Annotated in this window: 17 protein-coding genes; 3 read left to right on the top strand and 14 right to left on the bottom strand. The window is 62.3% G+C overall.

The genetic code is table 11. From position 1 onward, the window contains the following. The first annotated feature begins 53 nt into the window (after window positions 1–53). On the top strand, window positions 54–353 hold the full coding sequence (locus tag E0502_RS07725) for a GIY-YIG nuclease family protein (RefSeq protein WP_137677316.1): 300 nt from the start codon (window positions 54–56) through the stop codon (window positions 351–353). A 57-nt stretch (window positions 354–410) separates the two neighbouring features. Here E0502_RS07725 and E0502_RS07730 read toward each other — a convergent pair whose 3' ends face one another. Together E0502_RS07730 and E0502_RS07735 are read right to left on the bottom strand one after the other, a co-directional pair. Next, the gene (locus E0502_RS07730) at window positions 411–1,412 is read right to left on the bottom strand and encodes a radical SAM protein (RefSeq protein WP_137677317.1); all 1,002 of its coding nucleotides are present in this window, start codon (window positions 1,410–1,412) and stop codon (window positions 411–413) included. Then, on the bottom strand, window positions 1,409–2,839 hold the full coding sequence (locus E0502_RS07735) for a dihydrolipoyl dehydrogenase family protein (RefSeq protein WP_137677318.1): 1,431 nt from the start codon (window positions 2,837–2,839) through the stop codon (window positions 1,409–1,411). Before E0502_RS07735 ends, E0502_RS07730 begins: the two co-directional genes overlap by 4 nt. Window positions 2,840–2,937: 98 nt before the next feature. Between E0502_RS07735 and E0502_RS07740 the strand changes: the two genes are divergently transcribed. Both E0502_RS07740 and E0502_RS07745 read left to right on the top strand, forming a co-directional pair. Next, window positions 2,938–3,990 carry a methyltransferase domain-containing protein gene (locus tag E0502_RS07740; RefSeq protein ID WP_137677319.1) on the top strand — a complete coding sequence of 351 codons (1,053 nt, stop codon included), beginning with the start codon at window positions 2,938–2,940 and terminating at the stop codon, window positions 3,988–3,990. Further along, window positions 3,990–5,048: an SDR family oxidoreductase gene (locus E0502_RS07745; RefSeq protein WP_240048907.1), complete on the top strand. Its 1,059-nt coding sequence runs from the start codon at window positions 3,990–3,992 to the stop codon at window positions 5,046–5,048. Before E0502_RS07740 ends, E0502_RS07745 begins: the two co-directional genes overlap by 1 nt. 12 nt (window positions 5,049–5,060) lie before the next feature. Here the strand turns inward: E0502_RS07745 and E0502_RS07750 are convergent, their stop codons facing one another. The 12 genes from E0502_RS07750 to E0502_RS07805 form a co-directional block, all read right to left on the bottom strand. Continuing rightward, window positions 5,061–5,804, bottom strand: coding sequence for a glycosyltransferase (locus tag E0502_RS07750; RefSeq protein ID WP_137677320.1), 744 nt, complete (start codon window positions 5,802–5,804; stop codon window positions 5,061–5,063). Next, complete coding sequence (locus E0502_RS07755) at window positions 5,801–6,379, bottom strand: TIGR04282 family arsenosugar biosynthesis glycosyltransferase (RefSeq protein WP_137677321.1); 579 nt, start codon at window positions 6,377–6,379, stop codon at window positions 5,801–5,803. The genes E0502_RS07750 and E0502_RS07755 overlap by 4 nt, the downstream gene beginning before the upstream one ends. Window positions 6,380–6,437: 58 nt before the next feature. Next, entirely contained in the window at window positions 6,438–7,430 is a 993-nt protein-coding gene (locus tag E0502_RS07760) for a M12 family metallopeptidase (protein ID WP_137677322.1), read from the bottom strand. Window positions 7,431–7,444: 14 nt separating this feature from the next. Next, window positions 7,445–7,750, bottom strand: a complete 306-nt coding sequence (locus E0502_RS07765; protein ID WP_137677323.1) for a hypothetical protein — start codon at window positions 7,748–7,750, stop codon at window positions 7,445–7,447. Continuing rightward, the gene (locus tag E0502_RS07770; RefSeq protein WP_137677324.1) at window positions 7,747–8,076 is read right to left on the bottom strand and encodes a hypothetical protein; all 330 of its coding nucleotides are present in this window, start codon (window positions 8,074–8,076) and stop codon (window positions 7,747–7,749) included. The genes E0502_RS07765 and E0502_RS07770 overlap by 4 nt, the downstream gene beginning before the upstream one ends. A gap of 3 nt (window positions 8,077–8,079) precedes the next feature. Beyond that, entirely contained in the window at window positions 8,080–8,868 is a 789-nt protein-coding gene (locus E0502_RS07775) for a DUF2589 domain-containing protein (protein WP_137677325.1), read from the bottom strand. A gap of 16 nt (window positions 8,869–8,884) precedes the next feature. Continuing rightward, window positions 8,885–9,541 (bottom strand): DUF2589 domain-containing protein, encoded by a 657-nt coding sequence (locus E0502_RS07780; RefSeq protein WP_137677326.1) that lies wholly within the window; start codon window positions 9,539–9,541, stop codon window positions 8,885–8,887. 176 nt (window positions 9,542–9,717) lie between these two features. Continuing rightward, on the bottom strand, window positions 9,718–10,527 hold the full coding sequence (locus E0502_RS15085) for an aspartyl/asparaginyl beta-hydroxylase domain-containing protein (RefSeq protein WP_161593728.1): 810 nt from the start codon (window positions 10,525–10,527) through the stop codon (window positions 9,718–9,720). Between the two features lie 61 nt (window positions 10,528–10,588). Continuing rightward, window positions 10,589–11,806 carry a sulfotransferase gene (locus E0502_RS15090; protein ID WP_161593729.1) on the bottom strand — a complete coding sequence of 406 codons (1,218 nt, stop codon included), beginning with the start codon at window positions 11,804–11,806 and terminating at the stop codon, window positions 10,589–10,591. Between the two features lie 97 nt (window positions 11,807–11,903). Beyond that, window positions 11,904–13,553: a chaperonin GroEL gene (gene groL / locus E0502_RS07795; RefSeq protein ID WP_137677329.1), complete on the bottom strand. Its 1,650-nt coding sequence runs from the start codon at window positions 13,551–13,553 to the stop codon at window positions 11,904–11,906. Between the two features lie 77 nt (window positions 13,554–13,630). After that, window positions 13,631–13,918 carry a co-chaperone GroES gene (locus E0502_RS07800; protein WP_137677330.1) on the bottom strand — a complete coding sequence of 96 codons (288 nt, stop codon included), beginning with the start codon at window positions 13,916–13,918 and terminating at the stop codon, window positions 13,631–13,633. A gap of 177 nt (window positions 13,919–14,095) precedes the next feature. After that, window positions 14,096–15,502 carry an MATE family efflux transporter gene (locus E0502_RS07805; RefSeq protein WP_137677331.1) on the bottom strand — a complete coding sequence of 469 codons (1,407 nt, stop codon included), beginning with the start codon at window positions 15,500–15,502 and terminating at the stop codon, window positions 14,096–14,098. Window positions 15,503–15,547 lie beyond the last annotated feature (45 nt).

Consider the following 15,547-nt stretch of genomic DNA (forward strand, 5'->3'; position numbering starts at 1 on the left):
CAACCCGTCACCCCGAGCTTGACCCGGGGTCCCGCTTTCCTTCTTCTGGTGCCATGGTCTCGGAAACGAAAGGCGGCTGGGTCTACATAATGGCCGATCGCTATCGCGGGACCATGTATGTCGGGGTGACGGCCTATCTCGCCGAACGTGTCCAGCAACACCAATCGGGCTCCGGCTCGGACTTCTGCACAAAGTACGGGTTGGATCGGCTCGTGTGGGCCGAGCAGGGCGCTGACGTCAGCGACTGCATCGCGCATGAGAAGCGAATCAAGCGCTGGCGGCGCGAGTGGAAGTTCGAGCTGATCGAGCGGGGCAATCCGGACTGGAGCGACTTGTCAGGCAGCTTGCTCTGAAAATGAAGTGGGACCCCGGATCAGGTCCGGGGTGACGGGGTGGCTGGTGGGGCTATTTCAAGCCGAACAACTTGCCCCGCCCAACACACAGAACCGCGCGCAATGCGGGTGGTTGAGCGCCACCTCGCCGCTCGCTTCCTCCAGGGTCGCGCCCATGTCGAAGCCCTCGTCGTAAGGGATGAGCGTGCAGGCGGCTACGCGGGGGGCGGGCTCGCCCTTGCGGTGGACGACCATGCGGCTGGTCGCGCACATGATGTCCGCCGGTGACTTGCCGAGGATGCCCCAGCAGTCGGTGGTGATCTCGGCGATGTCTTTGGTTTCGTCCATTTCCGGGAATAGCACGAGGCCCATCGGGTCAGCCGCATCGATGCGTATATCCTCCGCGGCGAACAGGCGGGCATAGCCTTCGCGCGCTTCGACCATGCCTTCACCGGGCAGCAAGCGACCCGCCACCGCGATGGAAAAGCCATTGTCCGACAGCCACTTCAGCCCAGCCAGCCCAGGCTCCCAGCTGCGCGGGCCGCGCTCGCCTTCGTGCCCTTCCTGCGTGTGGTGGTCGAGACTGACGCGGATGGTCAGCTTGTCGCCAAAGGTCTCGCGCAATGCCAGCAGCGCCGCCTCGTGCCGCCGCATCGGCTTCATTGCGTTGCTCAGCACCAGCGCCTCGAACCCGCGTGCTAGCGTGTCTTCGAGCATGGTGAGGAACTCGGGGTTCATAAACGGCTCGCCGCCGGTGAAGCCGATCTCGCGCGTGCCGCCACCCGATTCCAGGCCTTGCGCTTCGTCCATGAAACGAGCGACATCGCCCGCGCCGATATAGACCAGCGCGTCGTTGGTCGGGCTGCTTTCGATATAGCAGGTCGCGCACGCCAGATTGCACAGCGTGCCGGTGTTGAACCACAGCGTTTCCAGCTGCGTCAGCGGCACGGAAGCGCGGCGCTCGCCCTTGGCGGTCCACTCGGGGTCGGAGAATTTCTCGACCGGCAGGGCATCAGCCTCGACGCGGAAGGGCGAGGGGCCTTGCGGCGCATTTCTCGATTTCGTGCGGGTTTCCGTCAATTCATCATCCTGCGCATTTTGGCGACCAATGCCGCATATTTTTTCGGCAGGCTACCGAAGACCGTCGGCTCCCAAGCGGCGAAGGCGGCGGCTTTGGAAATTTCGCTGCGGGTCGGATAGCTGATGATCGCGCTGCCCAATGCAAAAGTGCTGCTCTTGCCGGTGATCGTCTGGGTGAACGGAAGCAAAAGTTCGCCCGCATTCTTGCCTACGATGCTGACGCCGAGCACTTTCTTGCCCTTGAGCACCATCTTCATATGGCCGAGCGTCGAGCCTTCGGCGGTGGCGCGTTCGTTTTCGGAGAATTCCTGCCGCACCACGGTGATTTTCTCGCCGTGCTGCTCACGCGCGTCTTTCTCGGTCAGGCCGATCTGCGCGATTTCCGGCTCGGTGAAGGTGACCCAGGGCAGGGCGGTGTAGTCGACCTTGGTCGGCAGTCCGGTGACGATCTCGAGCGCGACGTTGGAGCCTTCATAGCCCGAGACATGGGTCAGCCGCGGCCCGTCGCGGCAATCGCCAATGGCGTAGATCGACTTGACCGAGGTGCGGCGGCGCTTGTCGGTCTCGATGCCGTTCCTGCCGATTGCCACGCCGACGTCTTCCAGCCCGAAACCGCTCGCATTCGCCTTGCGTCCGACCGCGACCAGCAGGTGCGAGCCGTCGACCGTTTCGCTGCCGCCACCCGACAGCGTGACATGCGCGCGGATCGCGCCCGCATTTCCTTCGACCCGGGCGACCTTGCCATCGACGAAGCGCACGCCTTCCTCTTCCATCACGCCGCGCACCACCGCGACCGAGTCCGGATCGTCGCGGCCCATCAGCGGACCGGGATTGATCACCGTCACATGGGTGCCGAGCCGGCGGAAGGCTTGCGCCATCTCCATGCCGATCACCCCGCCGCCGATGATGACGAGATTGGCTGGCTGCTCGGTCAGGTCAAACAGGTTTTCGTTGGTCAGATAGGGCACGCCGTCCAGCCCTTCGATCGGCGGAACCGCCGGCTTCGATCCGGTCGCGATGACGATGCGCGGTGCGCGCAAGGTCCGCCCGTCCACCTCGACCGAGTGCTTGCCGGTGACCGTCGCCCAGCCCTTGATCACTTCGACGCCCATACCCTCGAACGTCTCGACCGAATCGTGGTGCTCGATATGCGCGATCGCGTCGTGGATGTGTTCGTGCACGCCGCGCCAGTCGACCTTGGGCTCCGCCAGCGTCACGCCGTGCTTCGTCGGTACGCGGGCCTCTGCCGCGCGCTTTGCAGCGGTAATCAGCGCCTTGCTCGGCACGCAGCCGTTGTTGAGGCACTCGCCGCCCATCTTGTGACCTTCGACCAGAACGGCCTTGAGCCCGAACAGCGCCACACCGCCTGCAGCAGTCAGACCGGCGGCACCGCCACCAATCACGATAACATCATGGGTAAATTTCATTGCACCCCTCCCGTAACCAATTAGGGCTTGCGCGCGAAACCCTTTCTGGCACCTCGCGTGTCCAGCCCTCAATTCGACGCGATCAGGCGGGAAGTTACATGAACATCGAAAACAGCCGCGATTACTATGGCAAAGTGCTTACCGGCTCCGAGGATCTGAAGACCGATGCCTGCTGCACCGCCGAAGCGCCTCCGGCCGAGATTCTGGCTGCGATGCGCAATGTCCACGAGGACGTGCGCGCGCGCTATTACGGCTGCGGCCTTGTCACTCCGCAAGCGATCGAAGGGTGCCACATCCTCGATCTCGGCAGCGGCAGCGGGCAGGACGCCTATATCCTCGCGCAGATGGTCGGGGAGAACGGCAGCGTAACCGGTGTCGACACCACGCCAGAGCAGCTCGCGGTGGCCAACGAACATCTCGAATGGCATCGCGAAAAATTCGGCTATGCGCAGTCGAACGTGCGGTTTCTCGAAGGCGACATCGAGAGACTGGGCGATCTGGGCCTGCCCGACGGACATTTCGATGTCATCGTGTCCAATTGCGTGATCAACCTCGTGGCTGACAAGCAGGCGGTGTTCGATGCGGCTTTCAAATTGCTCAAGCCCGGCGGCGAGCTCTATTTCTCAGACGTCTATGCCGACCGGCGGGTGCCGCAGCATTTGCTGGATGACCCGGTGCTGCATGGTGAATGCCTGTCGGGCGCGCTCTATTGGGGCGACTTTGTCGATCAGGCCAAGCGCGCAGGCTTTCTCGATCCGCGCCTCGTGACCAGTCGTCCGCTCGGCATCGGTGATGCTGCGGTGGCTGAAAAGCTTGACGGTATCGCCTTCCATTCGGCGACTTACCGCCTGTTCAAGCTCGACCTGGAAATGCAGTGCGAGGATTACGGGCAGGCGGTGCGATACAAGGGCACGGTGCCGGGGCAGGAGCGGGTGTTCGAGCTCGATGGCCATCACGCTATCGAGCGCGGGCGCATGTTCCCGATCTGCGGCAACAGCTGGAAGATGCTGGCCGACACGCGGTTTGCCGAACATTTCGAATTTTTCGGCGATTTCTCGCACCACTTCGGCGTGTTCCCCGATTGCGGCGTAGCGCTGCCTTTCAGTGCGGATGAAGCCATCGCGGCGGACGCTCCGGCAGCCTGTTGCTGATGCGCATATTGGTCACCGGAGCAGCCGGGCTTGTCGGCGGCGAGGTTTGCGCGCGGCTGGTTGCTGGCGGGCATAGCGTCACCGCGCTGGTTCACCGCAATCCCGAAGTGCGCGCCAACGATGGCTCGCTGGTTGCCGTATCAGGCGTTTTGAAAGGCGATGTCTCTGCCCCGCAGTTCGGCTGGGACGATACGCAATCCGCTGAGATTGCCGATAGACACGATCTGCTGATCCACTGCGCCGCGACAGTTCGCTTCGACCTCGACGAGGAAGACTACCGCGCGGTCAATGTTGGCGGCACCGCCAATGCGCTGGCGCTCGCACAGGCGGGCGGCATGGCGTTCCTCCATATCAGCACCGCCTATGTTTGCGGCACCCGCGACGGGGCAATCCGCGAAACCGATCCGCTGCCGGAAACCGGCTTTGCCAATGGCTATGAGGCAAGCAAGGCGGCGGGCGAGCGGCTGGTTCAGGCAAGCGGGCTCAACTGGGCCATTGCGCGCCCTTCGATCGTGGTCGGAGAACATCACAGCGGCGCCATCCGCCAGTTCGACACCACCTATGCCGCGTTCAAGCTGATCGCCGAAGGCCGCGTGCGCCATATGCCCGCGCGCAGCGGGGCAACGCTCGACTTCGTGCCGATCGACCATGTCGCGTCCGGGATCGTCGCACTGGCGGAACGGATGGACGAGGTGGAATCCGGCGGGGCCAGAACAGATGGGGGGCTTGGCGTTTTCCACCTCGTCTCAGGCCAGCCTTTGCCAGTTGAACAGTTCACAGGCTCTATCGGTGCCTATCCGCATTTCCACGAACCCGAGCTGGTCGCACCGGAAAATTTCGACCCGACCCACCTGCCCGCGCTGGAACGAAGGCTGTTCCGCCGGGTGGCAGGCCTCTATGCGAGCTATTTCCAGCGCGATCCGCATTTCGATGATGCTGCGTTCCGCGCGCTGACCGGAATGGAATGCCCGGAAACGGGCGAGGCCTATATCAGGCGGCTGATCGACCATTGCATCGAGGTCGGGTTTCTGGCGGAGCCGGTTGCAGAGGAGGCCTGAGCCGCTGCGCCATCACCGCACGTGCGGATAGTTCTTCTCCAACCGTGAACGCGCGCCGACGGCCCACAATATGCCGACCTTGAAATAGATCCAGTTGGCTTTCAGCGGTCCCCACGCCGCAATCCGGCGGTCGCTTGTCTCGACCCAGCGGCGGACCATGCGGATTTTGCCCAACCGGGCGAACTTCACGCACAGATCGGCCTCCTCCATGATCGCATCGCCCGGTGTGCAGCCGCCGATTTGCTGGAATTGCGCGCGGCGGAAAAACATCGCGTGGTCGCCGAACAGCAGGCGGACGCCGCGAAAAAACAGGTGCGGGCGGGTGATCAGCGGCGCGTACCAGGTCTTGATCCAGTTGTGGAAGGTCGTGCCCCAGCGGGTCTTCTCGCCCCGGATCAACGGGGTGAAACTGGCCAGCGCAATGCGATCGTCTGCCAGAGTTTCACAGATCACCGCCACCATGTCGGCGGGCGGCCGGGTGTCGGCGTGGAGCACGCAAACATAGTGCGCGCTGGCAGCTTCGACCCCGGCATTGATCTGCCGCCCGCGGCCCGCGTCTGTTTCGATCAGCCGCCAGCCCGCTGCGCGCACCAATTCACAGGTCCGATCGGTGCTGCCGCCATCGACCACAATGATCTCAGCCGGTTTGGGCTTCAGCGAGTTGATCAGATCGACCAGCGCAGGCAGCGCCTTTTCCTCGTCGAGTACGGGAATGACGAGAGCGACTTGGGGGCGGGCGCCCGCATGGCCGCTCACGGCAGGAATTCCGGCCAGTCTTCCAGATCGGCAGCGGTGTCGATATCGCTCAATTCAGGCAGAACCGCCGGGCGGATGCCTTGGGCGATGAACCGCCGCAGCGTTTCCTCGAACACGGTGTCGGTGCTCCATTCCATATCTTCGAAGGCGAAGCGCGCGTCTGCATTGTAGCCCAGCAGATAATATCCGCCGTCGCTCGCCGGGCCGATCACCATATCCTCGGTCGCGAGCGTGTCATGCGCGGCCCACAGCACGGCAGGCGTGAGGCCGGGGCAATCGCTGCCGATGACGAGGGCCGGCGGGGTGACGCGTGACAGCTTGTCGGTCAGATCACCGTCACCCTGTTCGACCACGTTCAGGTCTTCGCCAAGGCCGGACTTGAACACATCCGGCTGTGCCCCGGTGACGCGCAATTCGAACGGGATGCCGCTGGCCCGCGCAACTTCGACCGTGTGTGCCAGCAGCTTGGTATAGATCAGCGCCGCGCCTTCCTCGCCAAAGCCGGGAATGAGGCGGGTCTTGGCTTTGCCGGGTTCCGGCCAGCGGGCGAAAATCGATAGCGTGATCCTGGACATGCCCCACGGTCCTAACCGCTCGCGGCGGCCAGCGCCATGGGGCAGCGTTGCTCAAATGTCAGAGTTCGGCAATGATCGAGCGCATCAGTTCGCCGTCCATGCTGGTCGGGACAGAGATCTTCGTTCCGTTGGCCATTTCGATCCCGAGGAAGTTCTGGTTTCTGGCCGCGCCGCAATGGCCATCGGCGTGCCCGTGATGATCATCTTCATGTCCGACCGAGCTTGGCGGCGCGGTTTCGGCAGCCGATTTCAAATCTGCCGGCTTGGGATAGACCTTCGCCATGAAATCGTAATCGAGCTGATCGATGTCGGCCCCGCCGACGATCGGATCGCCGCTCTCGGTAATCGTGCCGGGCAGCGAATAGCACATGATCGAGTGGCGGTCGGCCGAGACCGTGCCCCAGATCGAATCCTTCGACAGCGGGGTCAGCACCTGTGCGCGCACCTGCTGTTCCGACCAGCCCTGGGTTGCCTTGAAAAATGCGATCGCTTTTTTCTCGTCGATCTGCGCGATCAGCTCTGCGCGCATATGTTCGTGCGGGCAGCCGAGCGTGTGCCCGGTCTCGTGACGCACGACCCGGCGAAATTCGCTCTCGGGCGTCTTCATGGTGAAGCCTTCGAGATTCATGGTCTGCTCACCGGCGTCAATCGAAAGAATGTCTGTGCCGAGATAGGACCAGTACCCGCCTTTGCCGCGCGAAATCCGCACTTGCGGATCGGTGCTGCTTTGCGTGAACTGCACATTGGCCGATTTGCCCCACGCATTCATGTGCGAAAGAATCGTCGCGCGCAGATCGTTGGGCGGGTTGTCGAGAAAATCGACGGTCAGACGCACTCCGTCGGTGCGCCAGTATTTGGTCGTCGCCACGGCAATCGCTTCGGGCGATGGCGGCGGTCCGAGATCCATCGCGGCAAGCGCATGCATCTGTTCTTCTGGCGGCCGGTTGAGCGGGTTTTGCTCATGCGCAATACGCGATGCGGCGACGATCTTGTGGTCGGGCAGCGAAACCGGGACGCAATGCGGACCTTCTACTTGCTTTGTCTTCGCCATGTCAGGCTCCTTATCTATCGATGGGTTGGTTCGCGGCCGAAGGGACCGCGCAGAATCGCGCCCGTCATGCGGCCTTCGACCCAGCTGATGCGGACGTGGTGTGAGGCATCGCTGCGACGCCTGCCGAGTTGCAGGAAACCCATCCAGCGAGCGAGCCGTCCGGGCATCTGTTTGATTTCCGTGCGCCAGAATGCGCGCAACTCCCGGCTCGGTTCACGGCTGACGGGCACCACCAGATGCAGCGATTGCAGCTCGGTCCCGACGGGCATCGCCATGCCGCCGACTGTCTCGATAGCGCGGGCGATCTCGAACAGTCTCATGCGAGTGCGCCGAGCGCCGCTTCAGCGGGATCGGCCTGTTGCTGCGGCTCTTCGTCGAGCCATGCCGGCTTGCGTGGGAAACCGACATGATAGGTGACCTTTTCCAGCACCACTTGATGGCCGCTCTTGGTGGTCAGAACATCGAACGACATTTCACGTCCGATAATCGTCCCGCGCGGATACTCGCTCAGACAGCGGTTGAGGGTCTGCATCGCCGCGTCATTCGAGGGTTCGGCCGCACCGGCGCGGATATCGAGATTGCCGACCCCGATGCGTTTGACGAACCTGATTTCGCTCAGATCGAACCCCGAATGCGCGACTTTCATCGATCAGGCAGCCGCCACGGTGTAGTCGCCCGGGGTGAGGACGGTGCGGTCTGCTTGCACGGTTTCCCCTTCGTGATCGAGCACAGGGGCACCGTCATCATCGCCGGATGGCCCGGACATCAGACCATGGGTGGCCTTTGGCTTGCCGGTTGCCGGATCGTTCGCGGCGACGGTTCTCGGTGCGATCGACTGGTTCATCATGTCGAGCACGCGGGCCAGCCCCTCGGGCATCCCGCGATCGGCGGCGTGAACCTCGACATGGTATTTGGCGCTCTGGTCGGTCGAACGTGTGTTTTCCTTGTGGCTCGAAACCGAGCCTTCGACATGGACCTTGAGCGAGAACACGCCCCAGCCGATGCTGGCATCGGCAGAGAACTTGCCTGATTTGTCGAGGCTTTCCTTGCTCGATTCCGAGTTCTTCACTTCCATATCGAAGATGATGTCGACCGACTGGATGCCCAGCGCCGGGATGTTGACGATCGCCAGCAGCGGCACATCGAGCGAAACCTGCTCGGTGGGGATCACGCCCTTGTCATCGGCCGGGCCGGTCGCACGATCAAACTTGAAGGCGACCGTGCGAATATCAAAGGTCGCCGGGTCGAATTCGACCGGCTTCTTGTCCGCCGCAGCTTTCGTCAGCGCAGCCTGGCTGGGTCGGAAGCCGATCTGCTGGATAAATTCTGCGGTCGAGTTGGCAAGACGGACCTGCGCATCGGCGGCGGCGTTGAGCGGCGCGCCGATCAATTCCTGCATTGGCAGGCCGGTAAACTGGTTACCCATGGAAAAGGCCATTCTGTTTCTCCTTGTGTCAGACGATCTTGTTGAGTTGCGTGATCAGCCGCAGCATGCCTTCTGTCGGGCGTGTGGCGGCAACGTTGATGGTCAGCTGGGCGCGCGGCCCACTGTCCTGGCGCGACCCGACGCCAAGGGTGAGCATCTTCTTCGGACCGCCGGATGGCGCGCGGGCTGGCTGCGGGGCCATGTCGCGTTCGGGTCCGATGGTATCGGGCTTCGGATCGACCGGGCCGATCTGCGGGACGTCGATCGGGGCGCCGGCAGTGACGAAGGGCGGGACCTGGGCTGCAACCGGTTCCGGCGCAGTCATCGGTGCGGCCATCGCGTTATCCATCTCAGGTGCGACCGCCGCTTCGACGACTTCGGGATCCTCACCCCCGACGATTGAGCCGAGCTCGACATCGAGATCGATCCTGAGGTCCTTGATCGCCAGCATGCTGCTTTCGACCAGCGAAAGCAGCGGCACGCCGATCTGGTTGTAATCGGCCTCGTTCTCGCTGCTGCTGCCACCGGCGCGGGGCATTTTGATTGCAAGGCACAGCGGCTTTCCGTCCTTGTCGAAATACCGGCTGACCTGCTCGATGAAATGCCGTTCGACCTGCGCCTGTGCATCGACAATCGAACCGGCGACCGAGCCGACAAGATCGTTCAATGCAACATGGTGAGCCAAGTGATTTCCCCCGTTTCAGTCAGCCGGGGATGACAGGGTGCCGGAGTCGCTGACGAATCGGGATTCATCCGTTTCCGATAGAAATCGCCGAGGGATTACACGTAGTTCGGCCCGGTCAGATCATCGGCGTTTGGCGCTGCGAAATGGACGAAATGCCGCGTCCCGATTGCCCGGCCTCAGACGCCGACCGCTTGTTTCACGTCGCCGACAAAGCTTGAATGACGGATTGCATGGTAGATCGCGCTCGACAGCATTCGTCCCGGCAGACGCATATCGCGCCTGACTTGCAGGAACAGGACAAGGCGCGGGTCCGATGTCGTGTTCCACACTTCGTGCGGGAAGGTGTCATCGAACACCAGCCACTCACCCTCGCGCCAGCGGTGGATCTCTCCATCGATCGCTATCTCGCAGCGGCCCGGCGTGCCCGGTAGTTTGAGCGGCAGATGACAGTTGAGCCAGGCCTTGGTCAGTCCGCGATGCTGCGGCACGTGAGTGCCCGGTTCCATGATGGACAGGAAGGCAACGACCACGCCCGGCACTTGGTCGATCGCTTCCACGATTTTGGGGCAGCACGCCTCGTTGTCCTTTGCGTGATAGCCATAGCCCTGGAAAAAGAAGCTCTTCCACGAGGGGCCCGATGCGATGCGGCGGTGGTCAGGCGAAATTTTCCCGAGCGGCGGGATGGCGTCCCGATTACGCAGCAGGGGCTCGACTTCTGCACGCAGTGCTTGCCAGTTTGCGCCGGCTTCAACGAGGCCGGGCACGTTTGCGGGATCGATGATCGGGCAGGTTCCGACGCGAGACTGGCGGGCGAGGAACGCGTTGACCGGATCGCGCATCCGCTTGCCGAAACGGACCAGTGGTTTCTGTTTGGGGCGGACATAGGTTTCACTCGGCGCCGGCGCATGGTCGGCGTCGGGAAGCGACCCAGTGGTATGGCCTGCCCCTTCGAGCATCTGGCAATCATGCCGGAAAATGCGCGGCAAGAATTGTAAGAAATCGACTTGGCCCCGCAAGCGGTGCTGCCTGACGGAACGATTTCGTGGCTCAGCCAGTCGCGGAAGTGCCTGCGATTGCCTCGATTGCGCTGATAAGGCGCGCTTGTGACGGCGTCTCGGGATAGTGCAAAGCCTCGTGCTTCTTGAGCGCCGAGTCGGGCACGAACAGCGCGTTCGGCAGCTTTGCATTCCGCCGTGATGCCGCGTCCATTTGGGCACGTTGTCTCGTGTTTGGCGAGCACCCGAAATGGGGCAGGATCGAATTGGAAACAGCATCCGGCAAGTTGCGATAGTCGACAAACAAGCCGTAAGGATCGTCGATTGCAGAGAGCGCTGCCTCGCAATACTGAGCCAAAATCCATGCCGGATAGTCTTCATCGGCAATCCGGCCAGTGTTTCTGATTCCGAAACATTCGAGCGACATGTAGCCAGGGATGACATGCATTCCGGGATTTCGGCGGTGCGAAACAAGCACTTCCAGCGCGTCGCGATAGAGGAAGACCCAGGGCACTCCCGGGAATATCCGGCGCAAGTGCGGGAGCGCGTGAATGTGCCAGCAATCGAGCTTCACGAACCGGTGGGTTGTTGCTCCGGTCCGGTTGCGGGCCAGCGCGGCGACCAGATTACGGACATCGCGATCCTGGGCCATGCCGTGAATTGCAAGCTGGAGCATCGCATCGAGCACCGGTGCTTCGGAGATTGAAGTGAATTCCTGGACCGAAGCCAGCATTTGCGAAACCAGGGTCGAGCCGCAACGAGACATATGCAGAACCAGTCCGGAGGGAGATGATGCTTCGGCAAATTCATCGAGCGCATCAATCGGTGTTTCGCATTGCATGAAGCGGCCAAAGGGCGATTGCAACGCAGCGGCCAGGGACTGACTGAAGAAAGGATGCTGCAAGCCGTCCGGCGCTATGGCAATCCACTCCAATGCCAGCGCGTCGCCCTGCAGGCTCAAGGCGAAAGGAATCCACGGTTTGGGTGGCGCTCGGGAAAGTTTCAGCAGACCGGCCGGTCCCGCCGGTGATTCGGTTGTTCGGGTGTCAATCGTCTGAACAATGTGTCGAGCTTCCAGCTCGAGCCCCAAGGCGCGTGCTTCATACTCAGCGGCGGCGGCAAACGCCGTATCCGATTGCAGTTCAAGCAGACGGGCCTGGAGCGCGTGGTCGGTCATCACAGCGCTGCGGAAGCGGTCAAGGCTTGTGGTGGATTGCACCGGTTTCCAGTTCGCTTCGAGGCCTTGGTCACACCGCGCGACGAAGGTCACAAGGCAATCATCGCATTGCCGGACGCGAGGCAAGCAAAAAAGGCCCGGCGGATCGCTCCGCCGGGCCTCTCTTTTTCGTGTCGGTAGAGTGGCTGGCTTAGAAGCCCATGCCGCCCATTCCGCCCATGCCGCCCATGTCGGGCATGCCGCCACCGGCTGGCTTGTCTTCCGGAACTTCCGAAATGGCCGCTTCGGTGGTGATCAGCAGGCCGGCAACCGAGGCTGCGTCCTGCAAGGCAACGCGCACAACCTTGGTCGGGTCGATGACGCCGGCCTTGACCAGGTCTTCATAGGTGTCGGTTGCAGCGTTGAAGCCCTGCGTTTCGTCGTCTTCACGCAGCAGATTGCCCGAGATGACCGCGCCATCGTGACCGGCGTTGGTTGCAATCTGGCGAACCGGGGAAACGATCGCCTTGCGAACTATGTCGATACCGCGGGTCTGGTCGTCGTTCTCGCCCTTCAGTCCGTCGAGGGACTTGGTGGCATAGAGCAGCGCAGTACCGCCGCCCGGGACTATGCCTTCTTCGACCGCAGCGCGGGTTGCGTGGAGCGCATCGTCGACACGGTCCTTGCGTTCCTTCACTTCGACTTCCGAAGCGCCGCCGACCTTGATCACGGCAACACCGCCAGCGAGCTTGGCAAGGCGCTCTTGCAGCTTTTCCTTGTCATAATCGCTGGTCGTGTTTTCCATCTGCGTCTTGATTTCGCTGACGCGGGCCTTGATGTCGGCTTCGTCACCGGCACCGTCGACGATGGTGGTGTTGTCCTTGTCGATGGTGACGCGCTTGGCTTCACCGAGCATGCCCAGCGTAACGTTCTCGAGCTTGATGCCGAGATCTTCGCTGATCATTTCGCCCTTGGTCAGGATCGCGATGTCCTGCAGCATGGCCTTGCGGCGATCGCCGAAGCCCGGTGCCTTGACCGCTGCAACCTTGAGGCCGCCGCGCAGCTTGTTGACCACGAGAGTCGCCAGCGCTTCGCCTTCGATGTCTTCTGCAATGATCAGCAGCGGACGGCCCGACTGGACAGCCGCTTCGAGGATCGGCAGCATCGCCTGCAGGTTGGACAGCTTCTTTTCGAAGATCAGGATGTACGGATTGTCGAGTTCGACCGTCATCTTGTCCGGATTGGTGATGAAGTAAGGCGACAGGTAACCGCGGTCGAACTGCATGCCTTCGACGACATCGAGTTCGAACTCGAGGCCCTTGGCTTCTTCGACGGTGATGACGCCTTCCTTGCCGACCTTTTCCATGGCTTCAGCGATTTTCTCGCCGACTTCACGGTCGCCATTGGCGGAGATGATGCCGACCTGGGCAATCTCTTCCGAACCGGCCACGTCCTTCGAACGGGCTTTCAGGTTTTCGACCACCTTGGTCACGGCGAGGTCGATACCGCGCTTGAGATCCATCGGGTTCATGCCTGCGGCGACCGACTTCATGCCTTCGCGAACGATGGCCTGGCCGAGCACGGTAGCAGTGGTGGTGCCGTCACCGGCGAGATCATTGGTCTTCGAGGCCACTTCGCGCAGCATCTGTGCGCCCATGTTTTCGAACTTGTCCTTGAGTTCGATTTCCTTGGCGACGGTAACGCCGTCCTTGGTAATGCGCGGTGCGCCGAAGCTCTTGTCGATCACGACATTACGGCCTTTCGGGCCGAGCGTGACTTTGACTGCGTTTGCGAGCGTATCTACGCCCCTGAGGATGCCTTCGCGGGCATCGCGGCCGAACTTTACGTCCTTGGCTGCCATTTTGGTTTCTCCGTTTGCGTCATCCCGGCGAAAGCCGGGATCGGTTGTTCGTGGTAGGAAGCGGTGCGATCAGCGGATCAGGAAATGATCCCCATGATGTCGCTTTCCTTCATGATCAGCAGGTCTTCGCCGTCGATCTTGACTTCAGTGCCGGACCATTTGCCGAACAGGATGCGGTCGCCGGCGTTCACGTCGAGCGGGGTTACGCTGCCGTCTTCGGCCTTGGCGCCGGAACCGACAGCGACGATTTCGCCTTCGCTCGGCTTTTCCTGTGCGCTGTCAGGGATGATGATGCCGCCGGAAGTCTTCTGGTCGGCTTCGATGCGACGGACCAGAACCCGGTCGTGCAGTGGACGAAATGCCATAGTGATGACCTTTCTCTTGAAGGGTTGAAAAGTGCGATTGGCACTCTCGGGAGGAGAGTGCCAGCAGGGCGCATATGTGTATGCGCGTTCAGGGAGTCAACGGGTGGAGCCCGAAAATATTTCCCGTCTATTCGACGGGTCGTGCGCCCTGTCGGCTGGCTTGGTCGGAGCCTACGGTCAGTAACCGGGCGCAGGGCGCGTCGTCAGGCCCAGCCGGTCGCGCCGCGACCAGCGCCAGCTAAGCAGGATCGCTGCGGACATCAGGCCCGTCGCAAGGCCGATCCAGATGCCGACCCCTTCCAGCGGCGTGCGGAAACCGAGCCATAGCGCTATCCCGATGCCCGGCACCCAGTAGCTGAAGATTGCGATCCACATCGGAATGCGCGTGTCCTGCAATCCGCGCAGCGATCCTGCCGCGACTGCCTGCAACCCGTCGAACAGCTGGAAAGCGGCCGCGATGACGAGGTATTTGAGGGCAAAGCCCACCAGCACTGCGTTGTTCGCGTCCCACGGATCGATATAGATGGCGATCAACGGCTTCGGGATAACGATCATGGCGAGTGCGGTGGTGGCCATGAAGCCGGTACCCAGAACGATCGCGGTCCAGCCCGCCCTGCCCATTCCCTGCGGGTCACGCGCGCCGTAGAAATACCCGACCCGGATGGTCGCTGCCTGTCCGATGCCGAACGGTATCTGGAAGGCGAGGGCAGCAATCTGCAGCGCGACGGTGTGCGCGGCGAGTTGCGGCACACCGATGCTGCCCATCATGAAGGCGGCGGCTCCGAATATCCCCGCCTCGGCAGTAATCGTCAGCGCGATCGGCGTTCCGATCCGGACGATCTCCCAGAAACGGTGCCAGTCCGCGTTCCACCATCTGCCAACGATGCGATAGCGATGAAATAGCGGGGTGAAGCGGATGACAATGGCAAAGGCTGCAACCACGCTCAGCGAAGTAATTATAGTGGCCACTGCGGCCCCGCGCAGACCCAGTTCGGGCGCGCCAAAATTGCCGAAGATGAATGCATAATTGGCCAGCGCGTTAACAGCGATACCGCCCGCTGTGATCGCTGTCGCAAACACCGGTCTGCCAAGCGCTGAAACGAAGCTGCGCAGCACGTTGGCGATAACCATCGGGATCATGGAGCCGATCAGGATGGTGTTGTAGCTGAGCGCCAATGCGATCACGTTCTCCTGCTGTCCCGTTGCTCGCATCATCGGCCCGAGCGCCAGGCACACAAGCATCCCTGCGGCCCCGGCGACCACGGAAAGCCACAGCGCCATGCGGGTCGCGCGGCGGACCGGGCGAAGGGCCGGCGCGCGCTCGCCCAGTTCAGCGGCGATCACCGGGGCGACTGCGCCGGTCAAGCCGGACAGCGCCCACAGCACCAGGCCGAACAGCGCCACTGCAATGGCCGAGGCTGCCAGCGGCGCATCGCCCAGTCGCGCTATGAAAATCACGTCGATTGCGTATGTCAGCATTTGCAGAAGATTGCCGAGCGCCAGCGGCCAGCTTAGCCGGAGAGTGGCCAGCAGCTCTGTGCGCCAGGGCTTGTCACCCGGCTTCAAGGCATCAATGTGCGTCATGCAGCCGGCCCGAATAGGCGCGGCGCGCGGGCAAGGATAGAGGAG

The organism is Parerythrobacter lutipelagi, assembly GCF_005434975.1.
Taxonomy (GTDB): Bacteria; Pseudomonadota; Alphaproteobacteria; order Sphingomonadales; family Sphingomonadaceae; genus Parerythrobacter_A; species Parerythrobacter_A lutipelagi.

Coding starts and splice junctions, on each gene's coding strand:
- E0502_RS07725 (WP_137677316.1), top strand. CDS start 54: ATGGTCTCGGAAACGAAAGGCGGCTGGGTCTACATAATGGCCGATCGC.
- E0502_RS07735 (WP_137677318.1), bottom strand. CDS start 2,839: ATGAAATTTACCCATGATGTTATCGTGATTGGTGGCGGTGCCGCCGGT.
- E0502_RS07740 (WP_137677319.1), top strand. CDS start 2,938: ATGAACATCGAAAACAGCCGCGATTACTATGGCAAAGTGCTTACCGGC.
- E0502_RS07745 (WP_240048907.1), top strand. CDS start 3,990: ATGCGCATATTGGTCACCGGAGCAGCCGGGCTTGTCGGCGGCGAGGTT.
- E0502_RS07755 (WP_137677321.1), bottom strand. CDS start 6,379: ATGTCCAGGATCACGCTATCGATTTTCGCCCGCTGGCCGGAACCCGGC.
- E0502_RS07760 (WP_137677322.1), bottom strand. CDS start 7,430: ATGGCGAAGACAAAGCAAGTAGAAGGTCCGCATTGCGTCCCGGTTTCG.
- E0502_RS07765 (WP_137677323.1), bottom strand. CDS start 7,750: ATGAGACTGTTCGAGATCGCCCGCGCTATCGAGACAGTCGGCGGCATG.
- E0502_RS07770 (WP_137677324.1), bottom strand. CDS start 8,076: ATGAAAGTCGCGCATTCGGGGTTCGATCTGAGCGAAATCAGGTTCGTC.
- E0502_RS07775 (WP_137677325.1), bottom strand. CDS start 8,868: ATGGCCTTTTCCATGGGTAACCAGTTTACCGGCCTGCCAATGCAGGAA.
- groL (WP_137677329.1), bottom strand. CDS start 13,553: ATGGCAGCCAAGGACGTAAAGTTCGGCCGCGATGCCCGCGAAGGCATC.
- E0502_RS07800 (WP_137677330.1), bottom strand. CDS start 13,918: ATGGCATTTCGTCCACTGCACGACCGGGTTCTGGTCCGTCGCATCGAA.
- E0502_RS07805 (WP_137677331.1), bottom strand. CDS start 15,502: ATGACGCACATTGATGCCTTGAAGCCGGGTGACAAGCCCTGGCGCACA.